Origin of the sequence: Ktedonospora formicarum, assembly GCF_016587355.1 — a bacterium.
Taxonomy (GTDB): Bacteria; Chloroflexota; Ktedonobacteria; order Ktedonobacterales; family Ktedonobacteraceae; genus Ktedonobacter; species Ktedonobacter formicarum.
Window position 1 is genome coordinate 800,969 of record NZ_BNJF01000004.1, and the last position, 18,680, is coordinate 819,648.

The 18,680-nt window shown below is 52.5% G+C and carries 20 protein-coding genes and 1 pseudogene; 15 read left to right on the top strand and 6 right to left on the bottom strand.

Features of this window, described 5'->3' with window-relative positions; translation table 11 throughout:
* Nucleotides 1-255 precede the first annotated feature (255 nt).
* The 3 genes from K3T82_RS35235 (at nucleotide 256) to K3T82_RS35245 (ending at nucleotide 1,724) form a co-directional block, all read left to right on the top strand.
* Nucleotides 256-498 carry a hypothetical protein gene (locus K3T82_RS35235; RefSeq protein ID WP_220198155.1) on the top strand — a complete coding sequence of 81 codons (243 nt, stop codon included), beginning with the start codon at nucleotides 256-258 and terminating at the stop codon, nucleotides 496-498.
* A 375-nt stretch (nucleotides 499-873) separates the two neighbouring features.
* Nucleotides 874-1,284: a tetratricopeptide repeat protein gene (locus K3T82_RS35240; RefSeq protein WP_220198156.1), complete on the top strand. Its 411-nt coding sequence runs from the start codon at nucleotides 874-876 to the stop codon at nucleotides 1,282-1,284.
* Between the two features lie 131 nt (nucleotides 1,285-1,415).
* The gene (locus K3T82_RS35245) at nucleotides 1,416-1,724 is read left to right on the top strand and encodes a transposase (protein ID WP_220198157.1); all 309 of its coding nucleotides are present in this window, start codon (nucleotides 1,416-1,418) and stop codon (nucleotides 1,722-1,724) included.
* A 252-nt stretch (nucleotides 1,725-1,976) separates the two neighbouring features.
* On the opposite strand, the gene K3T82_RS35250 is transcribed toward K3T82_RS35245, so the two are convergent.
* Complete coding sequence (locus K3T82_RS35250) at nucleotides 1,977-2,591, bottom strand: hypothetical protein (protein ID WP_220198158.1); 615 nt, start codon at nucleotides 2,589-2,591, stop codon at nucleotides 1,977-1,979.
* 752 nt (nucleotides 2,592-3,343) lie between these two features.
* Between K3T82_RS35250 and K3T82_RS35255 the strand changes: the two genes are divergently transcribed.
* Both K3T82_RS35255 and K3T82_RS35260 read left to right on the top strand, forming a co-directional pair.
* A complete protein-coding gene (locus tag K3T82_RS35255) occupies nucleotides 3,344-3,850 on the top strand; it encodes an SRPBCC family protein (protein WP_220198159.1) in 507 nt (168 codons plus the stop codon).
* A gap of 12 nt (nucleotides 3,851-3,862) precedes the next feature.
* Complete coding sequence (locus K3T82_RS35260; RefSeq protein WP_420799373.1) at nucleotides 3,863-4,693, top strand: alpha/beta fold hydrolase; 831 nt, start codon at nucleotides 3,863-3,865, stop codon at nucleotides 4,691-4,693.
* Between the two features lie 143 nt (nucleotides 4,694-4,836).
* Here the strand turns inward: K3T82_RS35260 and K3T82_RS35265 are convergent, their stop codons facing one another.
* From K3T82_RS35265 to K3T82_RS35275, 3 genes and pseudogenes are all read right to left on the bottom strand, one after another.
* A complete protein-coding gene (locus tag K3T82_RS35265; RefSeq protein WP_220198161.1) occupies nucleotides 4,837-5,223 on the bottom strand; it encodes a hypothetical protein in 387 nt (128 codons plus the stop codon).
* Nucleotides 5,224-5,248: 25 nt separating this feature from the next.
* On the bottom strand, nucleotides 5,249-6,889 hold the full coding sequence (locus K3T82_RS35270) for an IS1634 family transposase (protein WP_220193725.1): 1,641 nt from the start codon (nucleotides 6,887-6,889) through the stop codon (nucleotides 5,249-5,251).
* Between the two features lie 211 nt (nucleotides 6,890-7,100).
* Nucleotides 7,101-7,973 (bottom strand): annotated as a pseudogene (locus K3T82_RS35275) (SMP-30/gluconolactonase/LRE family protein).
* 853 nt (nucleotides 7,974-8,826) lie between these two features.
* Between K3T82_RS35275 and K3T82_RS35280 the strand changes: the two are divergent.
* The 4 genes from K3T82_RS35280 (at nucleotide 8,827) to K3T82_RS50400 (ending at nucleotide 9,924) form a co-directional block, all read left to right on the top strand.
* On the top strand, nucleotides 8,827-9,024 hold the full coding sequence (locus K3T82_RS35280; RefSeq protein ID WP_220198162.1) for a transposase: 198 nt from the start codon (nucleotides 8,827-8,829) through the stop codon (nucleotides 9,022-9,024).
* Entirely contained in the window at nucleotides 8,969-9,250 is a 282-nt protein-coding gene (locus tag K3T82_RS35285) for a hypothetical protein (protein ID WP_220198163.1), read from the top strand. Before K3T82_RS35280 ends, K3T82_RS35285 begins: the two co-directional genes overlap by 56 nt.
* Complete coding sequence (locus K3T82_RS35290; protein ID WP_220198164.1) at nucleotides 9,211-9,540, top strand: hypothetical protein; 330 nt, start codon at nucleotides 9,211-9,213, stop codon at nucleotides 9,538-9,540. The genes K3T82_RS35285 and K3T82_RS35290 overlap by 40 nt, the downstream gene beginning before the upstream one ends.
* A 117-nt stretch (nucleotides 9,541-9,657) precedes the next feature.
* Complete coding sequence (locus tag K3T82_RS50400) at nucleotides 9,658-9,924, top strand: transposase (protein ID WP_420799380.1); 267 nt, start codon at nucleotides 9,658-9,660, stop codon at nucleotides 9,922-9,924.
* A gap of 129 nt (nucleotides 9,925-10,053) precedes the next feature.
* Here K3T82_RS50400 and K3T82_RS35300 read toward each other — a convergent pair whose 3' ends face one another.
* Nucleotides 10,054-11,076: a zinc-binding dehydrogenase gene (locus tag K3T82_RS35300; RefSeq protein ID WP_220198166.1), complete on the bottom strand. Its 1,023-nt coding sequence runs from the start codon at nucleotides 11,074-11,076 to the stop codon at nucleotides 10,054-10,056.
* 309 nt (nucleotides 11,077-11,385) lie between these two features.
* Between K3T82_RS35300 and K3T82_RS35305 the strand changes: the two genes are divergently transcribed.
* On the top strand, nucleotides 11,386-12,222 hold the full coding sequence (locus tag K3T82_RS35305) for a helix-turn-helix transcriptional regulator (protein WP_220198167.1): 837 nt from the start codon (nucleotides 11,386-11,388) through the stop codon (nucleotides 12,220-12,222).
* Between the two features lie 424 nt (nucleotides 12,223-12,646).
* Complete coding sequence (locus K3T82_RS35310) at nucleotides 12,647-13,903, top strand: WD40 repeat domain-containing protein (protein ID WP_220198168.1); 1,257 nt, start codon at nucleotides 12,647-12,649, stop codon at nucleotides 13,901-13,903.
* 61 nt (nucleotides 13,904-13,964) lie between these two features.
* On the opposite strand, the gene K3T82_RS35315 is transcribed toward K3T82_RS35310, so the two are convergent.
* The gene (locus K3T82_RS35315) at nucleotides 13,965-15,452 is read right to left on the bottom strand and encodes an AlkA N-terminal domain-containing protein (RefSeq protein WP_220198169.1); all 1,488 of its coding nucleotides are present in this window, start codon (nucleotides 15,450-15,452) and stop codon (nucleotides 13,965-13,967) included.
* A 280-nt stretch (nucleotides 15,453-15,732) separates the two neighbouring features.
* Here K3T82_RS35315 and K3T82_RS35320 point away from each other — a divergent pair, with 280 nt between their 5' ends.
* The 4 genes from K3T82_RS35320 (at nucleotide 15,733) to K3T82_RS35335 (ending at nucleotide 18,654) form a co-directional block, all read left to right on the top strand.
* Nucleotides 15,733-16,095 carry a hypothetical protein gene (locus K3T82_RS35320; protein WP_220198170.1) on the top strand — a complete coding sequence of 121 codons (363 nt, stop codon included), beginning with the start codon at nucleotides 15,733-15,735 and terminating at the stop codon, nucleotides 16,093-16,095.
* A complete protein-coding gene (locus tag K3T82_RS35325) occupies nucleotides 16,092-16,307 on the top strand; it encodes a methylated-DNA--[protein]-cysteine S-methyltransferase (RefSeq protein ID WP_220198171.1) in 216 nt (71 codons plus the stop codon). Before K3T82_RS35320 ends, K3T82_RS35325 begins: the two co-directional genes overlap by 4 nt.
* A 32-nt stretch (nucleotides 16,308-16,339) precedes the next feature.
* Nucleotides 16,340-17,596, top strand: a complete 1,257-nt coding sequence (locus K3T82_RS35330; RefSeq protein WP_220198172.1) for an MFS transporter — start codon at nucleotides 16,340-16,342, stop codon at nucleotides 17,594-17,596.
* Nucleotides 17,597-18,024: 428 nt separating this feature from the next.
* The gene (locus K3T82_RS35335; RefSeq protein ID WP_220198173.1) at nucleotides 18,025-18,654 is read left to right on the top strand and encodes a TetR/AcrR family transcriptional regulator; all 630 of its coding nucleotides are present in this window, start codon (nucleotides 18,025-18,027) and stop codon (nucleotides 18,652-18,654) included.
* Nucleotides 18,655-18,680 lie beyond the last annotated feature (26 nt).

Below are 18,680 nucleotides of genomic sequence, written 5' to 3' on the forward strand. Positions count from 1 at the left end.
TATGCATATCTACGGGTTGACTGGATAATTGCTGGACGTGATAAGCTTTGGCCTGGACCAGGGCAACGGGAGCGCAGCTCCTTTCCCGATTATGGTTACAAAGACCTTCTTCCATTTGATCGTGGTCTCTCGATAAACTTCAACTCGGAAGATGTAGGTACTTTTACCCCTGATAATATCCGCGAGTACTTTGAGCAGTTATGCCAGCTTTTCCCAGGCGCCCCTGTACTCCCCGCACTGACAGACGAAGAGATCGTGCGTATTTGGGATGTCACCAAAGGCATACCGCTTGCGATTAAGATCGCGGCTGGACTCTATAGCGAATGGGTATCGATTGACCAGATCACAGAAGAGGTTGAGGGCCGCAAAGAAATCATCGATAAAATGGTTTATCGGTATCTCCAGCACACACGTATTGATGGAGAGGAACGCAATAAACTCTCGCCCTTTTACGCCGAACGGATCAGCCAGCGACCATGTCTGCTGCCCTCGGCCTGACTCCAGAGGAGGCAAAAACACAATACAAAGAGACACTGAACCACCTGCACCGCCGTTATAGCTTTATTTTTACAGAAAAAGGCGAGCCATCGCTCCACCAGGAAGTACACTACTTCTAACGAAGAGGCTGAACTTATAGGAGGTTTCTTCGCTAACGCGCTCTCAGTTCGCGAGCAAAACAGATGGATATGGGCTGCCAGAAGCCTCGTCTTCTCATACAGTTATAATCCACTTTCGGAAGAACTACAGGGACTTGAAGAGCTCTCCAAACTCTTCTCTCAAGAGGTAAAACTTCCGGCACTCTTAAATTATCCCAAAGAGCTTCAAGCCGCGCTCTGGTGGCGATTAGGAGAAGCGTATCTTACAAGTGATACCATGAAAGCCGTGCAGTGGTATGAGAAAGCGTCCAATCAACTTCCTGAGGAAGAAGAAGTGAAGGAGGCCCTCGCGGAAGCCTGGTATCAGCAGGGTACAGATCGCCTCTTAGCGAAGCACTATGAAGAGAGTATATCAGCTCTGTCTCGCACAATTGAACTAAGTCCAACACACGTAAATGCTTACATCAATCGGGGCGTGACTTACTACGATCAGAAGGAGTACGCTAAAGCCATTGTTGACTATACGCGCGCTTTAAGAGCCAAATATCCATTTAGCGCGTGGATACGTGTATCTGTGGCTAAAAGATATTTAAACAGAACGCTACATCACAAGATGCGCTCTTCTGGAAAGGGATGCTTTGCGCTTATTATTACCGTAGTCGACCCCAACTGGCAATGGAAGCTCTAGAGAAGGCGCTCTCCACAGGACTGCCTCCAATCTTGCTTCGCCCTCTCTACTGGCTGCAAACGGATAATCCATCCTTCTTCGAGGACTACGCCAGGCCATTGTTAGAGCGATATGTGGTATAGGGTCGTGCTGTGGACAATCCACGACAACTGCATTTTCGCGCAGAAGCCCACTATGAAGCGCTTCAGGCCGCTCGCCAGCGCCAAACGATGAAAGAGTTCAAAGAACGATATGCCAAGCGGTCAGGGATTGAAGGCACCATTACCCAAGGCGCCTGGGCATTTGATCTCTGGAGGTGCCGTTATCTTGGCATCGCCAAAACCCATCTTCAACATCTTCTGACGGCTGTTGCCATGAATGTGGTGCGCCTCTATCGGTGGCACATGGGAGAAACTCCCTCTCAACCATATATCTCCTGTTTTGCTGCTCTGGCTGCTTAAACTATTCGCCAACAAAATCAAAAGTTGTGGCGCCCCCTGTACTAAGGGCACCACAGTTGTAGGGGCAAAATGAGCGAAGCTACTGTGGCAAAGTACCAGTTCCATTAGCTCTTTCGAGTAATTCCACTTTTCTGAGACAGTTGTGATCTATCCACTTCGATAACTAATCAAGTACACTCATAAGGGAATGCCAGTGGTGCTACTTTGCGGGCTGTGATAGCCTGGCTCATGCGACCCCGCGATGACTTCTATTTAGAGCGCTGCTTCCACCTGAGCAAGAAGCTCAAAGAAATCTTTCGAATTCAGAGTCGCACTCAGACCTATTAGACCTGTCTTTCTGGGAAGCGAATGAACGACAAGAAGCGGGCTAGGTGCCTGGGGGATGATTTTCAGGTATCTCTCTATCTCGAACCGGTATTGGCCCAACTCGGACTCTGTTTGTGTGAGCTTATTGGCATTTTTGATCAGCGCCCCACTGGCGTTCAGGCGAACCGTCGTCTGGGCTTCACCTACAAACTTAGAATTGCCAAAGATTTTGGGAGGCTCCAGACTGACCTCGCCACCAACAGGCTTTGCGAGCGGAGCTGAATAGGTAAGTGATCCGAGGAGCGCGCCTAACCCCTGGCGATCAATCTTGACCTGGAGTTGAAACGGTCGTGGTAGAGAGAGGGAGAACTGGATAAGAAATAGGGTGGTCGAGAAATTCAAGGCATCCAAAAGCAAACCTTTCACAGAAATCCCATTCTCTCCTGTGTGGATGACCTGACACGGTAATTGCGTCGGGGCACCTAGTTCCTTACGGAGCGTCGCTTCAATGAGAGGAACAATCTTATTGGGATCCTGAGAATTGTAGGCGAAGTTCAACATGTGCAAATCCTTTCGCGGCTATGTAGTAGTGTTGATACAAGTGCTCGACGACCTCAAAACGTGATGCCAGCCGGAATGCAGCGCCACTAGAGCAGGAATGTAATAATGCTCAATGCAAGCTATGCATATGGCAGAGGTTATAAGGAGTCATAACCTTCATTTGATGGCATGGTCCATCAGAACCAACTATAGATAGATGTCATCTCCAGGCTGATCATCAGGGAGTCTATAGTCGAACGACAGGCGGTAAGGAGCCATTATAGCAAGGAAGCAATGAAAGAGCTGTGATCTAGTTCACTCACTATGTGCAAAAAGTAACTCTGCTGGCGAATGGTATTTCGGGCATACAAACAACATTTATTACCTCTTTATCATGTAATACATCATTTTTCTGATTATTTCTCCGTAAAAGAAATCACTTTGTGCCCCCCCATTGCCATTCGCCAATAGAGTCGATTTGTAGCACAGCAAGCGTACAAGGCAGGCGAGTAAACGCCCACCGCCATTGACTTGCACCGAGAGATCCATGAACGTCAACGTGAAGAGTGCCACCTTCTCGAAAAGGTGGGTCGGTGGTACGTTTCCATTACCGTGCTGTCAAAAAGACGTCCTGCCACTGATCCTGTCAGAACCAACCAACACAACTCGATTCTATGAGAGCCTTGTTCGTGGGAAAGCAAGATCGGAGAAGTTTTTTCTGGTCCCTGGTTCTATACTGTTTCTGCGCGGCACTCCAAAAGAGAAGGAAAGAAATGAGCAACGACCACTCAATACAGGACACAAATAAGCGTGACCTCGTTGTTACCCGTGTCTTTGACGCCTCGGTCGAGCACGTATGGAAAGCCTGGTCCGACCCTAAGTACGTCATGCAATGGTGGGGACCAGAGGGGTTCACCTCGCCACAAACCACTATGAATTTTCGGGAAGGTGGAACATCACTCGTCTGTATGCGTTCACCCGAATACGGAGATCACTACAGCACCTGGCAGTACGAGAAAATCATACCCATGCAGCAGATCGAATATATCCACAACTTGTCAGACAAAGATGGAAATCTAGTCGATCCGATCTCGATGGGGATGCCACCAGATTTTCCGCAGAATCAGCGTCATACCGTCACCTTCAAAGACTTGGGAAACAGCAAGACGGAAATGACTGTGACCGAACACGATTGGCCAGTGAGCCAGATGATGGAGATGTCCAAATTGGGCTTGGAGCAGTGCCTCAAGAAAATGGCTACAAGTCTCGTATCGATTTAAAGACAAGGGGTGATGCACGTGACCACCAACAAACATCAGAGCGGCAACTACGCACGGGTCAATGGGCTGGATCTCTACTACGAACTCCACGGGAACGGGCAGCCACTGGTAGTGCTTCCTGGCTCCTTCTGGACCATCGAAGCAATGGGAGACGTGGTCCCACAACTTGCCACGACGCGACAGGTCATTGCGGTTGAGTTGCAAGGACATGGGCATACCGCTGACATTGATCGCTCGTTGTCCTACGAATCAATGGCCGACGATATCGCCGCACTCATTACATTCCTTGGACTCGAACAGGCCGATCTCTTCGGTTACTCTCTGGGAGGTGGCGTCGCGCTGCAAACTGCTATCCGACACCCAGGGGTGGTGCGCAAACTGGCAGTGGCCTCAGTTCCTTTTAAACAAGATGGTCGCTATCCCGAAGACCTGGCAGCCATGAGCGCCATAAGCGCCGAAGCATTCGCTGGGACGCCGATCTACGATGCCTATCTGCGAACCTCTCCAGCGCCTGAAGCCTGGCCCACCGTGGTAGACAAGGTAAGACAGCTGGTGACCTCCGACTACGACTGGACCGCAGGTGTGGCGACACTCAAAACTCCTACCTTGATCCTGGTGGGGGATGCTGACGGCCTGCACCTGGCACACGTGATAGAGTTTTTTGGTCTGCTGGGTGGTGGCCAGGGGGATGGCGATCTGTCCGGTTTGCCGCATTCTTCACTCGCAGTACTGCCAGCCACGACGCATGTGGGCTGGGCTCCTCCCTACCATGGGATCATGACGCGCACCCACCTGCTCCCAATCCTCACCGAATTCCTTGATGCACCGATGCCAGACAGATAGGCGAGCGGCAGGGGCGCAAAAAAGGAGCCGGTTTCGCAGCCTCCTGCATCCTAAAAACCAAGCGAGCTACATCAGAGAAGATCAACGTTGGTTCCTTCAATGGCGCAGAAGAAGCTTGAGATCATCCAACTTCCTCTGCTTGATCACGACGAGAATCCGCGGCTACAGGTCCCAGAGTGACTAGATTTCGGGTTGGCGCAGTTCTCCGATGAATTCCTGTATATCCCTGGCGTAGAGGTCCGGCTCTTCCCAAGCCATGAATGACCACCACGAGGGAATTCGGTGAAATGTACCAGGTTGACGAAGCGAGCCGCCACCCATGCCAGGATCAAATATTCACGCTCGAAGGGATATGATACATCGGCGTCGTGAGAAGTGAGACCACAGATCTCAGCCCAGGAGAGCGCAGCCTCCAGATTTCCTGGGACCTCTTCATGTATCAGGGCCATACCTTGCTGCAAGTGCTGTTCTGCCTCCTCCAGATCATTCCACTCACGCAAGAGGCTCCCCAGGCCAAAGGGGGAAACCACTCCTCATCTCCCACATTCCGCAGTTTTAATCTGAAAAAAAATAGAATTGTTGAGAGGCAGGCCCCAATAAAGAAAGGATCTGATGATGCAATGGTTGCAAGCGGAGGACAAGCGATTGCGTGGTGGCTGCGGTGCGGATGTGCAACAATTCAACGCCTTCAAAGCATTGGAAGACCCAGCGCATCGTCGGTCGAGCCGTGGGCTTGTTGACTTGATTGGGGATAGTTTGCCCAGTTGCCTCTAATTGCTCACGCAAGCGATGTTCCGCCAGACGGTACACCAACAAGGCAAGCACCATGATCAAGCTCAGGGCCACGATGCGTTCTGGCTTTTTCACAAAAACCGAGGACGCCAGGAACAAGGGATCTTTCAGGAACCGGAAGCCCCGTTCGACGCTTCCCTGTTCCAGATACAGGTTGATCAACGCATCGTTGGATATCTCGGCTTCATCCACCACATTGCTGGCAATGACAAAGCAGGCTTTGCGCTGGGCGAAGGCCAACAGTTTGCTTTCGTTGAGGAGAACCTGGGGCGTGACACTCCAACGCACCCCGCTTGGCTGCGCATTGCGTGCAGGACGGCCTCGTCCTTCAAAAACCGCCTGGCTCTTCAGTTCCATCGAGGCATCCAGCCACTGCGGCAGCCCTTTGAGACTTTGTTCCCAGGCCTGTTGCGCATCCTCTCGGCAGGCAAATGCCTTCGTGCTCACATGCCACACCTTCTTGCTCCACATTTCCAGTTGCTTGTCGGCCTGCTTGCGCGCCGTCTGCAACGCTCGCTTGATCCCAGCATCACTGCGAACGATGATCCACCGCTCAGGCCCCTGAGGCAGATCCATGTGCTGCACGACCAGGTGACGAATTCCATCGGCACTGGGTTGCCACGCCTCCTCGTCTTGCATCACGGCGGCTTTGGCTTCTTTGCTCGTTTCGGGGACGCGACTGACCCACCGTACCCCAGTTTGATTGAGCTGGCGCATGTTCTCTGCACTGTAGAGGCCACTATCGGCCACGTAGAGCGGGTTTTCCTCGGGTTCTGTCTCTTGCAATTGGGCATGCAGGTCGGCAATCACCTTGATCAGGCTCTCTTTATCGCTGCGGTTGCCCGAAAGCGGCTGCAAAAAGAGCGGAATATCCCCTTGATGGGTGGTCGCCAGAGCCAGCATCCACTGTTTGAGATCTTCGCGATGATCGCGCGAGTAGCCATAGGTGACTGCAATGACGTGCTCATGTTCCTGCTCGGTTTCATAGGCTCCATTCACCGAAAACGAGGTCGTATCCACATGCACGTGCTGGGCTGTTATCCCAAAACGTTGCCGGGCCTGATGGGCAATGCCAGCGAACACCGTGGTCACATCGTGCTCATAGAGCCAATCAAGGGTACGTCCCAGGCAATCATCATTGAGCATGTCCGCGCTGATGCCGGCTCCCAAGAGGTGCGCGACCGGTTTATTTTCGAAGAATTGTGGCACCAGATAGAGCTGACGATTGGCAAAGCCCAATCCATTGAGAATCATGGCGACAGTGGAGGTCCCGTAACTCACTGCGCGCTGTTGGTTGGGTTCCAAGGCATCCAACCACTGCGCCAAGCCCAATTCCTGGCACACGCCCGCCACAATGCCCAAATGGTCCAAACGTTCGTTCTGGTAATCCTCAGCTCGTTGCATGCTTTTTCTACTCCTTGCGCGTTCTGAGATTACCTTATCCAATTTCAGTTTTCCTGTCAATTACCCTGCGGAATGTGGGTCATCTGGTTTCTTTTATCACTTTTCTGTAAATTGGTATGCTTTGGGAAGTGCAAACGAGCTTTGCCATGAACCGGTGCAGCCGTTTGTTGGTGAACCGGTTCACGTACTTGGGTCGAGAGGGGAGCCTGCATCACGGCCATCCGGCACCGGGCACTGGCGCTTGGCAGATCAGCACCTGCCCGGTTCGAGCCGCGACCGCCTCGTTGACCTGCTCGATGCCGCGCCACTGGGCCGCCAGCAGAAATAACGTCTTGCGATCTAGTCCGCCGAGCATGGCGGCAAAGATCGCGCGGTCGTGCTCGATGCGCTGCAGCACCTCGCCGCCCTCGCAGACCCGCGCGACAGCACCCTCTGGCGCATCGTCATGACCGGTGTGCGCACGTGTGTTTGCTGTCTGGGCCCAGATGGCGCCTTCGGTGTCCATGCAGATGCCGTCTGGGGCAAGTCCCTCGGCCCACACCCGCCGATTGGACAGGCTGCCGTCGGCTTCGATGTCAAACGCAATGAGCCGCCCCGTGAAGGACTCGGAGATGATCAGTGTTTTGTTGTCCGGCGTTACCACCATCCCGTTGGGAAACGCCAAATCGCTGGCAACCTGGCGAGCCGAGCCATCCGGGGTGACCAGCGCGATGATACCGGACGTGGGCGAAGCCCCTCTGAGGAACTCAAAATTGATGCTGTTGAGGTAGATGTTTCCCCGGCCATCCACGACGATCTCATTCCAGAAATCGGCGATCCCGCTAAGGTCGGCGTGCTGAACCATCGACCCGTCCGGCTCCCTGCGCACAAGCTCTTTGCCTGTGACCAGGAGGCGGCCATCGGGTAGCCAGTCGATGGACCAACCGAGACCGGCAGGTCCGTGGCCAGTAACTTCACTGTTGCCGTCGAGGTCGACCGCGACGATTTCCCCCGTCCCCCAGTGGGCAAACTACAGTCGGCCCTCGTGCCAGCGAGGCGATTCAACATAGGCGAGTCCGTCCAGTAGAACTTTAGGTTCAGGCATAGGCGATACGTTTGACATCAGTGCCTCCTTCGATCCAGCTCACACCTAGTGAGACTGCGGGGATCGCTGGTACTCATCGACGAACTGGAGAGTGCCCAGATCGTCGTGGAATTTGGGTGACGATCCCTAAGGGTTGATGATAGCGAGAGCTATACATGTTGATCATCAAAACCTCCTGCCTCTGGATCCCCCTGCCCTTCTAGGCATGGGAAGGAAGGAGGCGTTTCTTTGCATTCGCTCCTAACGTAGCTCGAAGACGAGCTGTGACTGGTCAGGTTCAGGCTTGCTGTAACAAGCCCCTGCTTTTCGGCATAGGGTCCCTGACTCGCTAATCAGCCTTTTTGAGAAAGCTGCGTCGTCACACAACGCTTCCAGTGTACCTCTTAAGGCTTGCTGCAAGCCAATAGAGCCATATTCTCTTACGACCTGGAATGATCCAAACAACAATGTTCTGAAGCGATCCAAACAACATAAGCATACTACCAACGATCGGCAAAAACTTCTCCTGCCTTGCTCTCTACCGAAAACAGCTGACAAGCTCAAAAGCCAGATCAACATCACAGGGCGCTGCCACGAATTTACAGCGTGAGCATGCAACAAGACGCTTCCCGTGCGGATTCACTTTGAGTGAGCCTGCCAATTCCAACCATTCGCGCCGAATTCCCGCATTTCGGAACTGGCCCAATCTCGGTAAAAACACATTAGTAGCAGCAGTTTAACACGTCTTTACGTGCTCAGAAAGAGGATTGCATCGATGTCGCTCAAACCACAACCTATAGCACCAGTGCCTCAAGAAACCGCTCGAATTGCACGAGCAGTGTACCAAAGGGGAATCTCTCTATGCAAATGCGCAATGTATATAGGAAGTATTTACACGAATGAGAATTTTGTCGATCTCTTTCCCAAAGAAGGACAACCTGCCGAAGCCACCTGGCGACTCGCCCTGGTGACGATCATGCAATTTGCGGAGAATCTCTCTGATCGGCAAGCCGCCGATGCGGTGCGGGGAAGGATCGATTGGCGCACATCTACTGGATCTCGACCTCTCTGACGCGGGTTTTGATGCCTTAGTGCTCTCCGAATTTCGCACTCGTTTCATCGACAAGCAGGCTGAACATCGTTTGCTTGAAAGTATGCTTACGCTCTTTCAACAGAAGGGCTGGCTTAAAGCGCGTGGAAGACAACGCACCGATTCGACGCATATGCTCGCCAAGGTGTGCCCTCAATCGAGTGCTTTGTGTCTGGGGAACGATGCGTACGGCCCCCGGATAGCCTAGCAGTGGTGGGGACAGCCCCCCAATGGGTGGAACGCTATGGGCCTCGCAGTGAAGAATCGCATTCACCAGTAGGAGGAGCAGGACGAGTTGCTTGTGCTGAAGAGATCGGAGAGCAGGGAAGAGAACTGCTTGATGCCTTGTATGATCCCATGGCTCCCCAATGGCTCCGACACACCGGCTTCGATGTCAGCCACTTCCCCATTGATTGGGAGCATCAACAGGCAACGTGCCCACAAAGATGCACCAGCACCAGCTGGACTCCGACCATTGACAACCGGAAAGCGAGGTGATCAAGTTCTCAACAAAAGAGTATCAGGCCTGTTCATCTCGATCGCTGTGCACCCAATCAAGCCGTCATACACGCCGCACCGTGACGATTCGTCCGAAGGGTGCAGTATCGGGTGTTGATGCAGAGGCGGGAGCAAGAAGACACACAAGCGTTTGCCCAGATCTATGCCAAGATTGAGGGAACGCTCTCTCAAGGAGTTCGCACGATAGGCTTACGCCGTTCACGATATGTTGGGGAAACAAAAACGCATTCCCAGCATATCGCCACGGCTGCCACGCTCAATGTGGTTCGCAGTATGGCATGGTTCTCATGCTCAGACTCGGTGCTCTCCTTTTGCTCGCCTCTTCGATGCGGCTTGAGAGGGTTCGCCAGCAGTATCTTCTGAGGTTGCGTATACCTCATCAAGAGTGGTGCATCTGTGACGCATGGCGTTTCAAAAGTGAGACAGAACCACTCTTGAAGGCATTACCACCCTTCACTTGGGGAGAATGACTACAAGAGACCAAGCACACCATCAGGAGACATACAAAACTGCCTTCCCAGCGATACGGCGGTCCAGAAGGCTCTGGGTCACCTCGACAACATCAGTCCAGGGAGCCTCCTGGCCGATGTGTGGATGCAATTGATCTGAAACCATCATCTGAACCAAGCGCCCCAGATCTTTTGCCACACGTCTGGGCTTGATGTCGCGAATGACGAATCCCTGTTCATTGTCTGGTGAGTCAAATGCGCCATATCGATTCTGCAATGTCATTTCTGGATTTTCTGCGGCTCCCAAATTCACACAGATGCCATCCGTTTCCAGAAGTGTCATAGCGGTACGCAAAGTGTTTCCGCCCACTGTATCGATAACAAGGTGATAGGGGCCAAGCGAGCGAGTCAGCGCGGCGTCTTCTCCTATGACCACCTCATGCACCCCCATGGCTTGAACACTCGCTGCACGCTCGGCGCGTCGTACCAAGGCAGTCACGAGAGCACCTTCCCGCCGGGCCAGTTGGCAGGCAAAATGACCGACACCACCTGAAGCCCCTGTGACGAGGACTTTCCGCTTGAGCAGCATGGGTCCTCTCTCCAGACCATAGATATGACCGATATTCTCCGGTCCCCCGGTGATGATCACTTTCCGATTCAGCAGTAGAGCACCTCTCTCCAGACCATAGAGAGCCGTCAGACCTGCGACCGGCAACGTCGCAGCCTGAGCAAATGTGGCCCCATCGGGAATCTCTGCAAGCTGTGCTGTAGGAACCGCAACACATTCCGCCCATGCCCCAAAACCAACCATGCCAAAGACTCTGGCTCCAACCGACGGCCCTGATCCATCGATAGCTGCCTGCTCCACCACACCAGCCAGTTCCCACCCTGGTCGCCATCCTGCTTCGGCGCGGAGCCGTGCCGTACGGACCTCTCCCAAATTGAGCGAGATGGCAGAGACACGAATCAGGGCTTCTGCTGGCGCGGGGGATGGCAACTCAACCTCGTGTAACGCCAGATGCCCCTGAACATCAGGATCAACAACAACTGCACGCATCGTACTCATGAAAAACTCCTTCATACAGGGAAGAGAAGCGTCAACCGAACCGTTCCATTCTATCAACTAATCTGTGTTTCAGAATGACAATACTGGATGGCAAAGACATGGGTGCTTGTTCGCAACATTTCCATTCTTGCTCTGCCCTCGCCCAGGTCCAGGTATCTTTGAGAGATCTCTGGTTGGAGGGACTGCCACAACGTACGCCTCTTTTCCTTGACCTTCAATTTTCTCTTTGCTAGTATAGGCATGCGTTTATCGTATAACCAGCGCTTGATTATCGTACGATGAAAACTAGCAGGATAAGGAACCGAAGAGATGGATGAAAAAGAACGCAGGGAGGCGCTCGCCGCTTTTCTGCGCACACGACGAGCACGCCTGCAACCCGCAGAAGTGGATTTGCCAGCGCGCAATCGTCGTCGTACACCGGGATTGCGACGCGAAGAGGTAGCGGAACTGGCCAACATCGGCGTGTCCTGGTATACGCTGCTGGAACAGGGGCAGGACGTTCATCCCTCCAAGCAGGTGCTCTCCAGCCTGTCACAGGCTCTCAGGCTCACCGCTGCCGAGGAGCGGCATCTCTTCCTCCTGGCCTATGGAGAAGTATCTGGAAAGAAGATCGTGGAGGAGGAACAAATCACTCCTGCGCTCCAACGAGTGGTCGATGCTCTCGATCCTCACCCAGCGTATCTGGTTGATCGATGCTGGAATGTGCTCACCTGGAACCGAGCAGCAGAGCTGGTCTTTCGTTTGCATGAGCCGTGCCCGCCTCACTCAAGCAATATCGTCTGGCGTTTTTTTCAAAGCGAAACCAGAAACTTTCATCAAGCATGGGAGAAGCAGGCGCAAAGCCTGGTGGCACAATTCCGCGCTGATTACGCTCGCTATCCCGACGATGCCTCGTTTCATGAAATTATTGAAGACTTGCAACAGGCCAGTTCACAATTTTGTCAGTGGTGGGAACAACAAAATGTACGCGGATTACCCGATGGGCCACGAGTTATCCAGCACCCGACGTTGGGGCAGTTAGAATTTGATTATGTCACCTTCCACCCATCCCTTTCTCCCAATCTTCGGGTCAAAGTCTACTCAGCTTCGGAGGCCTTAGCATCCACATTGGAGCAGGCCCTCTCTGCCTCCATACAGGGAACGTGATGACTCCCCACGCCTGAATGGCTGATTCTTCCTTCGGAAATGGGAAGAGGATTCCTTCTCTCAACGGTCCTCTTCCCATTTTCGTTCACTTCTCTGGCAGTGAGGTCATAGCGCTTACCCACATTTTATAAAGTGAGCTTGTGCACAATCAGTTTCCATTGAAAAGGAAAGCAGACAATCAATGAGAAGATGATGAATATTCAGTGAGTCATGAATGTGGTCTTTACTCCCTTTCCTGTATTAGTCTTGGGTAGATGAAAAGAACTTGCACTCTTTCGCAGTCTCACACAGAGTGAGGCTTGCTTCAAGCAACATCTTCTCTCTCACGCGGTTGTCCCCCTCTGCGAGCGATTCGTATTCTGGGAGTGACCCAAAAAGCATCATGACACACATATTCTCATCAAGAAAGGATTCTCATCTTTGTATGCATCTTCGAAAAAACCTTCTGCCCATCCTTCACTGGCACGCCCTGTCGCCTCTCGGCATATGTCTCCTCGTATTGTGCCTGTTAGCATGTGAAACCGATAGCAATGGCCCTCAAAGCGCTTCGACGCCAACGAGAACCCATACTTCTACATCTATCCCTGATACAAGGGGAACGGCATCACACAAACCATCCTCCTTTCAGAGCCAGAACACTGGGGACGAAACGGGTATCCTCTGGTCGCCTGATGGCTCGAAAATTGTCATCTTTGGCGCCAACTTGGACACGCCAAACGCCCTCGAAGTGTGGAATGCTCAGAGCAGAACGCTTGTCTGGAGCACGAGAACTGATCGTCCCAATGCTTCCTTTTATCACGTGAGCTGGTCGCCCGATGGCAAGAAGATCACCGCCGTTGTTTCAGATCTCTCCCCCCACATCGAAACGTGGGATGCCACTACTGGGCGCATCCTCTGGCAAAAGGCGTATCAGCACAATGAACCAGAGCCAGTCGAGATCGCCTGGTCTCCTAATGGGAAGCTTCTCGCTGTCAATACAGGAACCCAAACAGTTTCTTCCAACTGGGGAGTCAGCATCTTTGATGGAGGGACTAGGCATCTACTCGCCTTTAACGGGAAGCTCTCGAAATTCCCCAATGGGACAACGATCGCTTGGTCGCCAGATTCTACAACGATCGCTGCAACCAGCGAGAGCGTCTCGCTGTGGAATGTGAATCGTGGCATGACGACCACTGTAGCACCTGCAATAGCTCAACGGCAGGATGTTGTTTCCTGGTCGCATGATGGATCAGCACTGGTCTTCGGATCTCATGGTGTTTTTCGCGTGGTCGATGTTACCACCACAGCCACGCGTTGTACAGCGACCTACGCCCCTGGAGATCGTAATCCAATGGGCAGTTTAGCATGGTCAACCAATGATCAAAGCATCTTCACAGAAAGTGTTGATCTGATAATGATCTTCAATGCCTCCAACTGCACTACCGAACGCATCTCCACCTATAATAATGCCGGAACCACTCTCAGCGCGACCGTAGTACAATGCTCTCCTGATGTCAAATGGATTGCTTTTTTAAGTAAGGAGCCGACGGTGCGCGTGTATGACGTTGCCAAGGGAATTTTTGCCTGGCATTTTGTAAACCCCACTCAGAAGACGGTGGTCAACGTCAGTTGGTCCCCGAATAGTCACTTGCTGGCATCCATCGACGTTGGCGGCACCATTATGATCTGGGAACTCAGGTAGAAGCTCCACTAAGAGGGCCTCGTAACTATATTACTGTATAAGAAGGGAATAGCTAATATTATTACGACACCTGCTCGCCGGCTTGAAAAGGGGGAAGGCTTGCCCACAAATGGTGGAATGCATACGCACGCCACGGGCGCCATATCTCAGCATGTCTCTCGATGGAGTGTATATCCACAGCTAGCCCGTGATGTGTGTATGCACGTTGGAGGCTCAGATCGCCAATTGGATAGGCATCGGGATCGCCCAGGGCTCGCATGGCAATAGAGGAGACTATCCATGGCTCCACCTCTGAAAGCCCCTTCAACCAGCTTACGGTCCTCTCACGGTCCGCGTCTCGGGACAAGATCAACTGCTCCTCAACGACCGCGTGCGCAAGTGTTTGCAGGGTATCCGCTAGCTTTCCTGTGAGCCCAACTTCTTGCAAGCTCGCTGCTAACATGAGCTGTGGAGAGGGAAAAAAGTGGGAAAGCGTCCCGACCGGTTTATCTAGAGGCACACCGAGTTCTCTCACTAGCCGTCCAATCAATGTTTGTGCACCTACGATTGATCTGCGCTGACCAACAATCGCACAAACAGCAAGTTCAAATCCATCTATTGCTCCTGGAATGCGCAATCCTGGGCGGGCCTTGACCAACGGAGCCAGAAGGGGGTCAGCTCCTAAGGTCTCAGCGATGGTTGTGGGTGCTGCATCCAAATCAAGGAACTGCCGACACCGTTGCACGAGGAGACTCAGATCTGAGAGATCTGAGAGCTGGAGACGTAGCAGCACAGCATTCGCAGATCTCATCGGCTCCAATTCAATGATCCCACTAGACTGTGGGAGTGAAACGGTTCGTCGGTAGCATCCATTGGTGACTTCCTCAACCCCTGGCAGAGCCCTGCACTCCAGATAGGTCAGCAATGTCGCACACTCAAAGGGAGGGCGATAGGATAAACGCAAGGTTAGTTTTCCTTCGCCCCTCTGTGGAGGAAGAGCTTTGCGACGAAAGGACGATGGTGGGCATCCAAATGCGGCCTGCATTGTCTCGTTAAATTGTCGAATACTGGAGAATCCGGCAGTAAAGGCTATGGTCGTCAGAGACAGATTGGTTTGATCGATCAATAGGCGAGCCGTCTGGGCGCGGCGCGTCCGTGCCAAAGCGATTGGGCTAACGCCGACTGCTGCTAGCAGTTCTCGATGCAGATGGCGTTCGCTTACAGCAAGGCGCCGAGCCAGCCCAGGAACGCCCTCCACATCCACTACTCCATCAGCGATCAAGCGCAATGCTCGCGCGGCAAGGTCTGCCCGAATGTTCCACTCGGGAGAGCCGGGACTGGCTTCAGGATGACACCGACGACACGCTCGAAACCCGGCAGCCTCTGCCGCCGCTGCACACGAATAAAAACGAACATGCTGTGCAGAAGGCATAGGTGCAGGGCAAATGGGGCGACAATAGATCCCAGTCGTGATAACTGCTATGAAGAACTGACCATCGAAGCGGGCATCACGGCTGCTCATGGCTTTGTAACATACATCGAAATCAGCGGCAATGGGTTGTGTTTCCATACCGCAATCATATACCAGGGGCGGGGACAAAGCTAGCAAGTTTCGGACATGCTCTTCTGGCAATGCAGAAATTATGCTGTTCACATAGAAGAGCAAGCTATCGATTCAAAGAACTCCTGAGAGTTGACCAAGAGTTGCGTCACGCCAGGCAGGAACATGGCTGAAAATTGCCAGCTACTGCTCGGTTCTCCATGTAGACTAAGGAACGATCAACGCCATGAGAACGTCAAAGTGCAGGGACTCCTGATGCGTATCCTGCATCAGGAGTCCCTGCGCTTCGATGTTCTCAGCACAAGAATTGATCATCTTCTTTGTCTATGGAAAGGGATACCCGGTGAAAGAACTGCAGCTTGATCATATCACTTCTCCCATTGGAACGCTCATGATGGTAACGGATGGCGCGCATCTGTGTTCACTTGACTTTGCTGACGAGGAACCCTTCGTAATGAAACTTCTCCGACGGCGCTATGGGGAAATCTGCTTGAGGCAAACTGCCAACCCCTCCGGTTTCAGCGACCGCATTCGCCACTATTTTGCTGGCGACTATCACAGCGTAGGAATGATTCCGGTCAGCACCGGAGGGACACTTTTTCAGCAACAGATCTGGTCCGCGCTTCGGGCAATTCCCCTGGAACGACTATGACCTATGGTGAACTGGCAGCAAAAGTAGGAAGGCCAATGGCCTATCGTGCTGTTGGCTCAGCGAACGCCTGTAATCCCATCGTGCTAGTGATTCCCTGCCATCGCGTTGTGGGTGCCGACGATTCTTTGACTGGCTACGGTCCAGGGTTGGAGCGCAAGCAGTGGCTATTACAACATGAAGGAAATACACAAATATTCAGATACTCCAGGTAGGGAAACATATGCGACGTTCTCAGGGGGATTCTATGTCAAAATGGCAAATGGGTAAGTATCGAGACATGTTCCACAATACATCATTTCGCTGGTTCTGGTTGGGTTTCACATTCTCGACTGTGGGAGATGCGATGACTCGGATCGCGCTGATCTGGTTCGTGTATCAATCCACTAACTCTCCCCAGGCGGTTGGCGGGTTGCTCCTCTGTTATACAGGCCCGGTGATGTTTGGAGGGCTATTTGCCGGGGCGCTTTTAGACCGCTTTGACCGGCGGATGGTGATGCTGATAGATAATGTGTTCCGAGGTGCCGTTGTTACCTTCATTCCCTTTCTCTATTTCTTTGGTCATCTCGCGCTCTGGCACATCTATCTGGTTGCTGCTATGTATGGATGTTTCATGATGATCTCCTTGGCTGGTGGACCTTCTCTTATTCCACTGCTTGTCCCTCAGCCTCAGTTAGCAACCGCAAATGCATTGGAAACCCTGAGCTACACCTTGAGTGGGGTGGTTGGCCCGCCTATCGCAGGCTTGCTGATTGCCAGATTCGGCGCTCCTTCAGTGATCATACTCGATGCACTCTCGTATGCCATCTTTGCCCTGGCTTTGACGAGAGTGCATGTCAAAGTCGAGCCCAACACACAAGTGCAGGCGGTTGCCACAACCTATCGGTTCCGTGAGGCCTTCTTCCTCCTGCTACAAAATAAGGTGCTTCTCTCTACGACCCTTATGTTTATGACCTTTAATGTAGGAGAAGGCTTGCTCGCAGTGTGGCTTCCACTCTTTTCCGTTCAGGTGTTACAAGGGGGGCCAGACTTATATGGCATATTATTAGGTACTCTGGCTGCAGGTGAAGTTCTTGGAGCGATTCTTGCAGGCAGTTTTACTTTTCCGCTCTCCCTGGGCCTGCTGATTTGCCTGGCGCAAGTCCTCTCAGGCATATCTCTCGGCTTCTTGCTCCTGGGTCCAAGTATCTGGTGGGCTATGGCTGGATTGGCGCTCCTTGGCCTCTTTAGCGCACCACTCACCATCTGGGCACAAACACTACGCATGCAGATCATTCCTGAGCAGTTACGTGGTCGTGTCTTCGCACTCTTACGCACGCTGATGCAAAGCACCGGTCCACTGGCAAGCGGGGGAGCTGGAACGCTGCTTCTGCTTCTTGGGATACCAGCGATGATTGGATGCTCTGCGATCCTGGTAGGGCTTCCCGGCCTGTTGGGGTATGCAATCAAGCAACTTCATTCGCCTGCAGGACAATCCTTAAAAGCGGAGAGAAAAAAACTATGATAGTCCACGCAACGTTCTCTCGATCAGCGCATCCAAAGCTGCGTGTGCCACGTTCTGGTTTCGATACGCTAATCCCATAAAGTATCCCCTACACTCATGCCTGACGCTTCTATACATTGAGCAACTTGAATTGGCAATCTGCCTGAAGATGCTGTCCAGGACAAAAGAGTTAGCAAATGTGACCTTGCGCGTCTCAGGCTTGTCAGACTACATCTGATGCTGCCTCTCTTTCGCCTCTGTTCTCTGTGTAGAAAAGTCAGGTCTAAAGACCTGGGGAATAAAGAGGCCAGTAGCGATGAGGTTATTTGCTGCCACATTGCAGAGCCGAACTCCAACCCGGAACGAGTTGACAAACTCGATGTCTATCATCTATACTTCCAAACACAAGTTAGTTTCCACTAACTAATAAACGAAAAGAAAGCTACTCTATGCCGAGTGAACAGCAACCAGCAAAACGCAAGCGACTACGGAGTGAGGATCGACGTGCATTGATTCTCCAGAGCGCCAAACGCGTTTTTGCCAGTTCCACCTATGCTGAGGCAAGTACGGGGGAACTGGCTCGTGAGAGCGAGGTAACGGAGCCCATGCTCTACAAGCATTTCGGGAGTAAGAAGGGTCTCTTTTTAGCCGTGCTTGGAGAGTTTTCTGCGCAATTCCTTGTGTTGCTACAAGAGCGCATCTCGCGCCGAGCGGAGCAGAATATCCTCGATGCGCTTGAGCGTTTCATCGATGACTATAATGCGGCACTCAAGGTCGATCCCGAGATCCAACGTATCCTCTTTCAAGCGGTTCTTGAAGCTCATGATCCTGATATTGCGCGCTGTGTCAACAGGCACAACCAGAAGATCTTTGGCCTTATCCGCCAACTTATAGAGCAGGCTCATGATCAGGGGTACCTGGATCCTACCCTGAGCCTGGATGCAGCAACTGGGGGCTATATGAGTATCATTCTCTCGCTCCAGTACAGGCTAATGCTCGACCTCCCACGCGAAGTCACTCATATTCAGGAGGAGATGAGCCGCATCTGGCTACGAGGTTTAAAGCGTTACGAGCCCTAGCTTTTTTTGTTTATTTAAGTTAGTTA